The organism is Paenibacillus sp. FSL L8-0158 (assembly GCF_038592965.1).
Classification (GTDB): Bacteria; Bacillota; Bacilli; order Paenibacillales; family Paenibacillaceae; genus Paenibacillus; species Paenibacillus polymyxa_D.
This window is the reverse complement of record NZ_CP151949.1, coordinates 2,721,680-2,732,500: the sequence shown is the minus strand read 5'-3', so window position 1 is coordinate 2,732,500 and position 10,821 is coordinate 2,721,680. Positions and strand designations below refer to the sequence as shown.

Below are 10,821 nucleotides of genomic sequence, written 5' to 3'. Positions count from 1 at the left end.
GCCATTTTGTATCTCCTTTGGAGTCCAAATGTAACGATAGTTTTACCTTTGTCTATGATAACCATAAATGGCACTCCAACACCAGCACCAAAATGGTCAGCCTTATCATGGCGAGGCCAGACAAACAAAAATGCCAGGTTCTATGATGAAAACCTGGCATTGACATGCGTGGCTTATGAATTGTGGGAAGGGGCAACTCTCCCAATCTCCCCAGAAGGAATCTGATACTGGCGGATATCCTTAACCAGAAACATAATCAATCCGCACAATACAGTAATCAGTCCGCTGAAAAAAAGAACCTCACTCAGAGCAAACCGTAAAGCTAGCGCCCCTCCAATCAAGGCCCCTAATGGCAGAGCCGCGCTCGACAAGGTGTTTAAAAAGGCTGTAACACGTCCCAGTAACGGCAGCGGTGTAATAATTTGAATCAAAGACGTCTGCAGCACATTAATGATGCCAGTAAAAATGCCTAATAACAGACCTGCCAGCAGCTTCATCCACATATCTGGCACAAGGGAAAAGACATAGATTGCCAGCCCCATGGCTACCCAGGAAACTGCGATGGTAATGCCGTTCTTTTTCAATACACTGACGAGAAAGGAACCAATAAAAATACCGATAAAGTAGGCTACATACAGCAAGCTGTAATAGATCGGCGAGCCATAGGATACTGCGATAGAAGGCATGGCAATGACCAAGATCGCCATCGAAAAGTTTGTCAGCGCAAAGAACGGAAGCATAATTCTCAGGAAGGTGTGCCGTTTTACAAAAAGATACCCTTCTTTCAATTCGTTTAGATAGTACACGAGCTTTAGCGAACTCCTTCCGTTCGTGTCTTCCACCCGAGGAGCATCAATTTGCTTGTTGAGCCTGACATATACAAAGCCTGCCAGAAACAGCATCGCGCCGGCTAGAAAAAACGTATTTTTCATCCCCATTGCGATGATGAGCGAGGCTCCAGCCAGATATCCGGCAATATTAATAACCTGATCCGTCGACGAAATCATGGAATTCGCCCGGACAATCAAATCCGGCGAGCCTATCAATTGCGGCAGCATTTTACTATTGGCCGGATAAAACAGTGTGGAGAAGCAGGATGCAATGAATACAATAACAAGGATAGCGACCAGATTAACCATCCCGTCCTGAATAAGAAATGGGACGACCAAAATTAGTACAGCCTGCGTAAACAAGGCGATGCTGGCCAACAAGGGCGGTGAATAACGGTCCACCAAAGGACCCACGAGAAAGCTGAAAATCGACGCCGCAGATACGGCCGTATACGTGAAGCTGGTCATCGCCACCGACTGTGTCGATTGCTGAACAAAATACAGCAGGACGATAGAATAAATGCTGTCTGCGATATTGGCAGAAGTACGAGATGCAAAAAATCGGATAAAACGGCTATCCTTAAACAATGGATTCACATCTTCATCTCCTTACTGCAAAATGGTCAAAGCATTCAAGAGCCTGTCGCTAGCAGTCTGGAAGATTTGATGAATATACTGGTCGTTCTCATGATATGGAATGGTAAGTGAGATTTTCAGAATATCCCCTACATGCTCTGACTCAAAGAAAATAACCTTGTTGACATTGGCCTGTGTGCCTTCGGTATGCAGATTGTCGAGCAATTCTGCATCCTCTCGTCCCTCACCCAAATAGTTGAATACGATAGGCAGCTGTTCAAGTCCTTTTTTCAAAATGCTGCTGGATACCGGGTAAGCTTTCTCCATTTCAGCATTGAAGATCAGATTGAAAAAGTTCAAATGATAGCGTGAAGCAAAGTCCAGGTGGGTATGGATACTCTTTTCATAGGATTCAGTGTCATCTTCCTGCAGCACAACGGGTATATGATCAATACACTCGCCTACGGTTCCAAAATAGTTTCGGTCGCCATATTGTCTTCCATAATTAGTAATCCAAAATGGAACATCAGAGAGTTGGAAATAGCTGCTGAAAAAACGTACAGCCATTTGAAGCGAAATATCCCACATATTCGCAGCGCCGTGCTGCTCTGAAATGTCGCTTAAATTCAGCTCCCAACGATATCTGGTAGTGTCCGCATAGTTGCGTTCTTCGGTCAGCACATGGATACGATCATTATTCTCACCAAACGTCTGGAGTTTGAATTGCTCGCTGATTTCCTGATCCCCGATTCCTTGAGGGCCTTGGCGAATATAGTTTACATATTCCCGGTATTGCACCTCTTCTGTCGCATGTGCCGTCTGCTGCGGACGATGATATTCATCAAGGAGTTGTCTGCGCAGGATGTCACTGCTCGTAGCATCAAAAATGATGTGCGAGCAAGGAAACAATAGCAGATGTTCCCGCAAATTTAAGCGAATCAGGACGATCCGGTACTGCAGCGACTGTGTAAGTTTATAAGGTTCTAAAAATAGGTTAGAAGCAATGGAAGAAAGAAGCCTGCGTTGTGCTTGCACCGGCTGACCGGAGAGATCAACAGTCGGTAAAAAAAGATGCTCTGGAACTGGACGCAACTCCCATTCCCATGCTCCGGATGATTGAACAAGTACGCTTCTTAGCAATTCATGGCGTTCAATAAGCCGCTGAATCGTTACGGCCAAACGCTCGGTTTTCAAGTAGCTATCTAACTGCACAGCCATACCCGAGCCTGTAAAATGTTGCAAATGGTAATGCTGAGCTGGTGCAAGCGGATAGCGCCCAATAGCATTCAGACTTAGTATATTGGTATTCCACTCAGTATTTAACTCAGCAATGCTGGCAAGCCATACATCGGCCTGTTGTTTAAGTAAGGTTTCTTGTTCTTCGTTTGTCGGTATAGCTCCGAGAATTCTATCTGGTTCGTCGGTTCCCCAGCGAACGATATAATGCGGGTGCAGGTCTGGATGGATATGAGATTGGATAAATTCTGAGATTGCCTGAACTTGTTCTACGTGAAAAGGCTCCACTTGCAGGAACAAATAGTTTTGCTTATCGGTGGAAACGGACTGAAGAAAGACCTGTACACCAAACGCTTCTGTAATAGCCCGCTCAACCTCCTGAGCTTTCGCAATGAGCGTATCCGCGTTCACTCCGCCCTCTTCAACACGTTGTAAAAGATCAGACAAACTTCTTATTGTCTGATATTGAAGCAATTGATGTATATCCAGCGGAATGTTCGATTCCTGTACTTTCGATACCAGTTGAATGGCCTTCAATGAATGACCTCCAAGCTCGAAAAAGCCGTCGTCAATGCCGACCTTTTCAACGCCAAGCACCGCTTGCCACAGGTTCGCCAACTGTTGTTCCACTTCATTTCTTGGAGCAACGTATTCCATATCGGAACCGCTGGTCATTTCTGGCTCAGGCAATGCTTGGCGGTCGATTTTACCGTTCGTTGTCAGGGGAAACGCCGGCAGGAACACATACTGGGCAGGAATCATATAATCCGGCAACTGGCCAGTCAAATGGGTCTTCATATCAATCTTGGATAGCGGTACGTCGGTTGAGATATAAGCACAGAGCGTTTTTTGACCATCCTTCGTGCTTTTTACCGCTACGTGCGCCTCCCGAACTGCATCATGTTTCATGAGCTGGGTTTCAATTTCCCCAGGTTCAATACGATATCCGCGGATTTTAACCTGCTGGTCTATCCGTCCGAGATACTCCAGATTGCCGTCCGGTAGCCATCTGCCCAAATCACCTGTCCGATATATTTTTTCGCCCGGAATGAATGGATTAGGGACAAAATTTAGCTGGGTCAGATCATCCCTGTTTAGATAGCCGCGCGCCAGACCATCCCCACCAACACAAATTTCCCCTTGAGCACCAATAGGCAGCAGCCTGCTTGAGGAGTCCAAAATATAAACAGTTGAATTGCCAATTGGGCGACCAATAGGAATGCGGTTATATTCCTTATCAATCGGGAAATAAGTAGAGAATGTTGTGTTTTCTGTGGGGCCATAGGCGTTGATAACGTTCAGTCCCGGAGAATGTGCTCTAACCGTATTAATGATCCCAGGTAAAAGCACATCCCCGCCCACCAGCAAGTGCTTTAGCGAAGCAAAGAGATCTGGTTTATGCTGTGTGAGTTGGTTAAACAAGGGCGATGTCAGCCACATCGTTGTAATATGATATCGATCCAGCGCTTCACCAAGCTGAACAGCATCCAAGATTACGGATTCCGGTACAATGTACAAACGCAATCCGTTCAGCAATGCTCCCCAAATTTCAAAGGTACAGGCATCGAACACGAGCGCCCCGGTCAGCAAAATGCGTTCGTTCTCGGCAAATGGTACGTAATTGGTGTTCTTCACCAGCCGTATGACATTCCGATGTTCAATCATGACACCTTTGGGACGTCCAGTTGAGCCAGATGTATACATGACATAGGCCAGAACGTCTGCCGTTGTCGATTCGGAAAAAATGAAGTCCTCGGAGTCGTAGGAGCTGATGTCGGCCAGATCCAGAACCGTACCGGAAAAATCGAAAGTGTTCATCTGTTTACCCTTGTCAGATAGGGTTAGCAGAATTTCGCTACCGCTATCCTGAAGCATAAACATAATCCGTTCCTGCGGATAAGAAGGCTCCAGTGGCAAGTAGGCTCCACCCGCCTTCAAAATACCAAGAATACCGATAATCATTTCTGGTGAACGTTCAGTCAAAATGCCTACGATGGTATCCGGCGCAACCCCCAATTTCCGCAGCTTCGAGGCCAGCTGATTAGCTTTTTTATTTAATTCGCGGTAGGTTAGCTCACGATTTTCAAATACAATAGCTACTGCATCCGGTGTTTTCTCAGCCTGTTCTTGAAATACGTGATGTATGGTGTGGTCCGATGGATACGGTCTCCGTGTATCGTTAAAATCAAATAAGAGCTGCTGTTTTTCCTCCGCTGTCAATAGATCAATCTCCGAAACCCGGATATTTGGGTTTTGAATAACTTGCTCCATCATTTGGATGAGGTGAGCAGCCAATTGTTTGATCGCATTTTTGTTATACGTCAGCGCGTTATAGCTAAATTTGATTTCCAGCTCGCGCCCAGGCATGACGATTACATTCAAATCATAATTCGTCTGTTCAATATCCTCTACTTCACCAACACGGAGTGCTTTGGTTTTTTTTTCTAATCCAGTAAGTTCTTCCGAAACGGGAAAGTTTTCAAAGGCGACAATATGCTGGATCAGGTTTTGTTTTAGTACACTATGGGCTTGAATATCAGCCAAGGAAAAATAGGAATACCGATTGGACTCCATTAAGGAATCCTGTATAGACGTAAGCAAGTCGGAAAACCGCAGTTCAGCGGAGCTTTTAATACGTACGGGTATGGTATTAATGAATAATCCGACCATATTTTCAATACCGGGGATTTCATCAGGTCTGCCCGACACAACAGACCCGAAAATGACGTCCTTACTGTTGTTGTACGTTTGTAGTAATAAGCCCCAAACGGTTTGAAATAAGGTGCTGACGGTGACACGGTTTTGCTTGGCGATTTGTTCCATGCCTTGGGTCAGCTGCTCTCCCCATGTGCATATGAGTTGCTCTACCTGAAATGAAGGATCGACGGATTGAGTATAGCCGGGCACGACAGTTTCATTTTCAAAATCAGCCACATATTGTTTCCAGTATGCTGCTGCTTCCTCTTTATTTTGTCTTTCCAACCACTGAATAAAGCTGCTAAATGGCTGGACAGGCTCTAATTTTAAAGGAGTATCGTCCCGAAGCGATGTGTAAATATCAAAAAAATCTTTGGCTACCGCCCTCAGACACCAGCCGTCCATAATAATATGATGAGAGATCCAGATGAGCTTTGAGGTGTCCTCATCCCACTGTACAAGCGCTAACCGGATGAGAACCTCCTTTTCCAGATCAAAACCTCTCTGCCGCTCTTCCTGTAAAATGGCTTGAAGTCGTCTGTGCTTTTCCGCATCCGGTAAACTACGCACATCTTCGGTATGGACAGGAGCAGCTAATCGTTCCTCCAGTACAACCTGAAGCGGACGATCCGCCTCCTTATACATGAATACCGTACGGAAAATATCATATCGGTCAATCAGCTTTTGTAAGCTTCGGCTGATTAGGTTGGTATCCATAGCTTCATGAATGGTAATAATCGTTTGTTCGAAATAAGCCTCTGACTCTTCATCAAGTATGGAATGAAATAGCATTCCCTCCTGCATCGGGGATAGCGGATAGAGGTCTTTAATTTTCACTTGGTGGTTTAACAGCTTATTTGACAAGCGATTTGCAATATTTTCAAACTGATCCAGAGACAATTGCCCATATGTAAAATCCGTCGGGCTTTGTTCTGCTGTATCCTTGGCACAGCAATGGCGAATAAGTTCGATCAGATGATTCTTAAAGCTGGCTGTAAGTCGCTCCACCGTCGATGCTTCATATTCACGTGCGTTGTATTCGAATACAATGCGGAGTCTTTCGTCAGCCACCGCACCATGAATATCAAAGCTGGGCGCTTTTTTAGTCAGAGGGTTGATTTCAGTACCGGCAAACGTGGATAGTGGCGAGGTGCGCCATGTCGTACCTTCTCTGGCTTCTCCGTCAAAGCTAAAGCTTATCTCAGGTGGCTTGGCAGCAAAAAAGGTTACCCTATTCTGCTGCTCCCTGTCGGTCAAGTAGCGTAAAATGCCATAGCCGACACCCTTGTTGGGTACGCGTCGCAAATTGTCCTTAACCAGCTTGATTTGATGGGCCAAATCTTCGGGTTTGCTCACATTTACCACAAACGGATACACGGACGTAAACCTGCCAACTGTACGGGATACGTCAATGTCTTTAATCAATTTCGTCCTGTTATGACTTTCCACCTGGACTGCAATTTCAGCATGTCCGCTCCATTCCCGGTAAGCCAGTCCTAACGCCGTCAGTAAAATATCATTTGTTTCTGTATTGTAAGCATGGTGCGCGTGTTTCAGCAGGTTTTCGGTTTCTTCCCGGCTGAGTGTCACTGCGGATTTGCGCCCGTCACGGATTAGGCTATCTGAAACCTCATGATCTTTTGGCAGCGAAAGTATTTCACGAGCTTCTACCGTATTCCAATAGCTGATTTCCTGGCGCGCCAGTTCACTTTGTGCATACTTGGACAGACGCGCTGCCCATTCTTTGTAGGAATCGGTCTTGGCGGGTAACTGTAGCTTTTCACCGTTAGCTAACTGTTGGTAGGTTGTTTCCAAGTCTTCCAGCAGGATTCTCCACGACACACTGTCTACGACAAGATGATGAATGACGATTAACAAATGATCAGATTCCTGTAGCCGGATTAAAGCCAAACGCACAAGCGGGCCGCCCCGCAAATCAAAGCGACTTTGTAACGCGTCAGCGAGCTGCGCGATTTCTTCCTCAGGCTGGTCAGCATGTGAAAAATCGTAGCTTTCCAATGTAAAGCGTTCACCTTCGGCTGTGCCTCTGTTATAGGCGACAGGTTCTTTTTCACGCTCATCAAAGGTAATGCGCAAGGCATCATGGTGCGTGGTCAGCTTGTCCACGGCGCTTCGCAGCCAGGTTTCGTTCCATCTTTCGGGGTTCTGGAGCATGACAGCCTGACTGTAATGATGACGTTCTGTTCGATGATGCTCAAAAAATTCCCATTGGATCGGTGTCAACTCCACTGTACCTTGTACTGCCCCCTGCGGGATGGTCCGAATTACTTTTTTTATATAAGGAGCAATCAAATCAATCTGCGGATGGCGGAACAAATCCTTCATGTCCATTTTGAGGCCCTTCGCGTTCAATCGGGCTGCGATTTGCAACGCTTTGATCGAATCGCCACCAAGCTCGAAAAAGTTGTTGCGCAGACCAATCGGCTTAACACCAATGACTTCCTCCCAGATGGAAGCGAGTGTTTGCTCCAGTTCGCTCTGCGGCGCTTCATACTCGACGTCGGTCAACACAAAATCTTCGGGTTCTGGAAGCGCACGTCGATCAATTTTACCGTTATGGGTCAAAGGTAATTGATCCAGCACGATAATATGTGCGGGCACCATATAGCTTGGCAACTGCTTGGCAAGCTCTGTCCGCAGAAGGGATTTGTCGGTTGTACCTGCTACGTAGGCGCACAAATACTTTTGTCCGGTTTTATCCGTTCTATCCGTGACCACCGCTTGGCGTACCTCATCCAATTGGAGTAAGGCCGACTCAATTTCACCAGGTTCGATCCGGTAGCCACGAATTTTCACCTGAAAGTCAATCCGACCGATGAAATCAATGTTGCCATCCGGCAGCCAGCGTGCCAGATCTCCGGTGCGGTACAGACGCTCTCCCTTTACAAAAGGATTCGGTACAAATTTCTCCGCCGTCAGGTCAGGACGGTTCAAATAACCGCGGGCCACAGAAGCGCCGCCCAAGCACAACTCCCCGGCTACGCCGACAGGGAGCGGACGCAAAGCCTCATCCACGATATATACTTTATGATTCGGCAGTGCCTTTCCAATCGGGACGATACCTGATGGAGGCAGACGTTCAGCTGCTTCTTCATAAAAGCTGGAATCAATAGCCGCTTCGGTTACACCGTAGGTATTCATGATGCGCATCGTATCGCCGAAGCGATTCAAAAGCGTCCGATAGTTTTCAACGCCAAAGCTGTCCGCGCCTGTAGTAAGCAGCTTCATGGCACTGACATCTGTACCGTGTTCATATACGTAGTCCATAAGCAGCGTCAACAAGGCTGGTGGAACTTCAAACGTCGTAATTTCGTGCTGTTCGAGAACCTGGGCCAAAGCTGGAGGATCGTTGCGCACATCCTGTGGGCAAATGACCATGGTGCCTCCGTTCACGAATGTCTTGGCCAGATCACCGGCAAAGACATCGAACGACATACTGGCAATCTGAAGGAGCTTGACGGGAAACTCTTTTAATTGGTGAGCTTCTCTATAGCCCCACGCCGTATTTACGTAATGGCGATGCTCGATCATCACGCCTTTGGCGTTGCCCGTCGTTCCTGATGTGTAAATGACGTAGGCCAAAGCCTCGGGATCATGAATAGGTGTGTAGATAGGCGCTTGTTGATGGGAATGCTCCGCTTGTGAAGCTTGTTGAAGTAACGCTGGCAAGTCCAGCACTTCCCCCGCAAAATCCACATCGGCCAATAGTTCAGTCAAGGAAGACTGCGTGAGCATAATCGTAGCTCCGCTGTCCTGAAGCATGTAAGCAATTCTATCTTTCGGGTAGGTCGGATCGACAGGTACGTAGGCAGCTCCCGCCTTCATAATCCCTAACACAGCGATAATCATGTCTGCTGAACGCTCAAGCATCACGGCGACGAGATGCTCACGCTTGCCCCCACGGTTTTGCAGTGCTTGAGCAAGCAGATTGGCCTTCTCATTCAGCTCATGATAGGTCAGTTCGGTGTCTTCGTAGATGACGGCGGTCTGTTCCGGGATACGTTCTGCCTGCGCCTCAAATATTCCATGAAACGTTCCAGCAGGATAGTCGGCAATCGGCCCGCTCCATACATAGGTGAGTTCCGTCTCTTCTGTAGCGGTCAGCAGACGAATGTCCCGCAACAGGATTTCTGGTGTACGCGCAATCTGAACGAGTGTATGCTCCACATGTCCGGCTAACCGTGTCATCGCTTCATCGCTGTAGACATAGTTGTTGTAGGACAGCATAAAGCTCAGCGCTTTTCCGTCCTCCACTTCGATGTTGAAGGGGTAAGGTGTTTCTTCGGACAATTGGGCGTCCTCCACGACGAATCCAAGCCGTTCCTTCAGATCAGGCCGGCCAACCATATCCTCCAGCGGGTAATTTTCAAATACAACAAAATGATCCATGAGTTGCTGCTTGAGCGCTGACTGGGACTGGATTTCAGCGAGTGAAAAATAGTCATATGCCCGGGATTGAACCGCGCTGCGCTGCACTTCACGAAGCAGACCTGAGAATGGCTGGTCTGCATCCAATTTGATTCGTATCGGTATGGTATTAATAAAAAGTCCCAACATCTGTTCCACACCTTCAAGCTCCGGCGGTCGACCGGAAACGACGGTGCCGAAGACGACGTCTTCACTTTGGTTGTATCCTCCAAGCACGACTCCCCATGCAGCCAGAAACAAACTGCTCAGGGTCGTTCCGTTGCGTTCAGCCACCGTCCGCAATTGACGGGTTGTTTCATCCGTGAGTGTTATTTTATGTTCATGCAGCAAGTACCCGGTATCTGGCTGGAGCGGATGGGCTACAGGCAGGGTTGGCAGCACGGCTGGCTGATCATAGCCGTTCAGGATGGACCGCCAGTATTCCTTCGCCGCCTCCTTATCCTGCTTATCCAGCCAGCGGGCATAGCCAGTATAGGGCTGCGGTGTTGGCAGTTGTACGGGCTTCCCCGCTTTCAGTGCTTCATAAGCCGCGAACAGCTCGTCCATCACGATGCCGAGGCACCAGCCATCCATAATAATATGATGAAAGCTTAAAAGCAGCGTATATGCGTTCGTTTGGGTTTGAAGCACAGCCAGACGAATGAGCAAATCCTTGCTCAGATCGTAACGATGGTTTCGGTCTGCGTCTGCGTAGCTGCGAATGGCCTCTGCTTGCTCTGCCTCGGGAATATTCGTCAGATTCTCGTAACGAAGCGTTGGATTTCGCTCCTTAAACACGATGAGCCGCGAACGGGAAGCACTTTTATGATAAATATTCGAACGAAGCGTTTCGTGACGCTGCACCAGAGTCTCGAAGCTCTTTTGCAGAGCCTCCAGGTTCAGTTCACCCCGGATGGTCATTCGTACTTGCTCATAGTACGCCTGTGATTCCGGCTCCATCACTGTATGAAAGAGCATCCCCTCCTGCAAAGGCGTTAAATTGGCCACTTTTTCGATTTCAAGCCTTTTACTCATCGGATTTCCCCCTCAATCG

The 10,821-nt window shown here is 47.6% G+C and carries 2 protein-coding genes; both read right to left on the bottom strand.

The features are described 5' to 3' along the window. Window positions 1–173: 173 nt before the first annotated feature. Entirely contained in the window at window positions 174–1,427 is a 1,254-nt protein-coding gene (locus tag NSQ68_RS12275) for an MFS transporter (protein WP_342428967.1), read from the bottom strand. A gap of 12 nt (window positions 1,428–1,439) precedes the next feature. Then, entirely contained in the window at window positions 1,440–10,802 is a 9,363-nt protein-coding gene (locus tag NSQ68_RS12270; RefSeq protein ID WP_342428966.1) for an amino acid adenylation domain-containing protein, read from the bottom strand. Window positions 10,803–10,821 lie beyond the last annotated feature (19 nt).

Excerpts from the sequence above, each read along its gene's own strand:
- NSQ68_RS12270 (WP_342428966.1), bottom strand. The coding sequence starts at position 10,802 with ATGAGTAAAAGGCTTGAAATCGAAAAAGTGGCCAATTTAACGCCTTTG.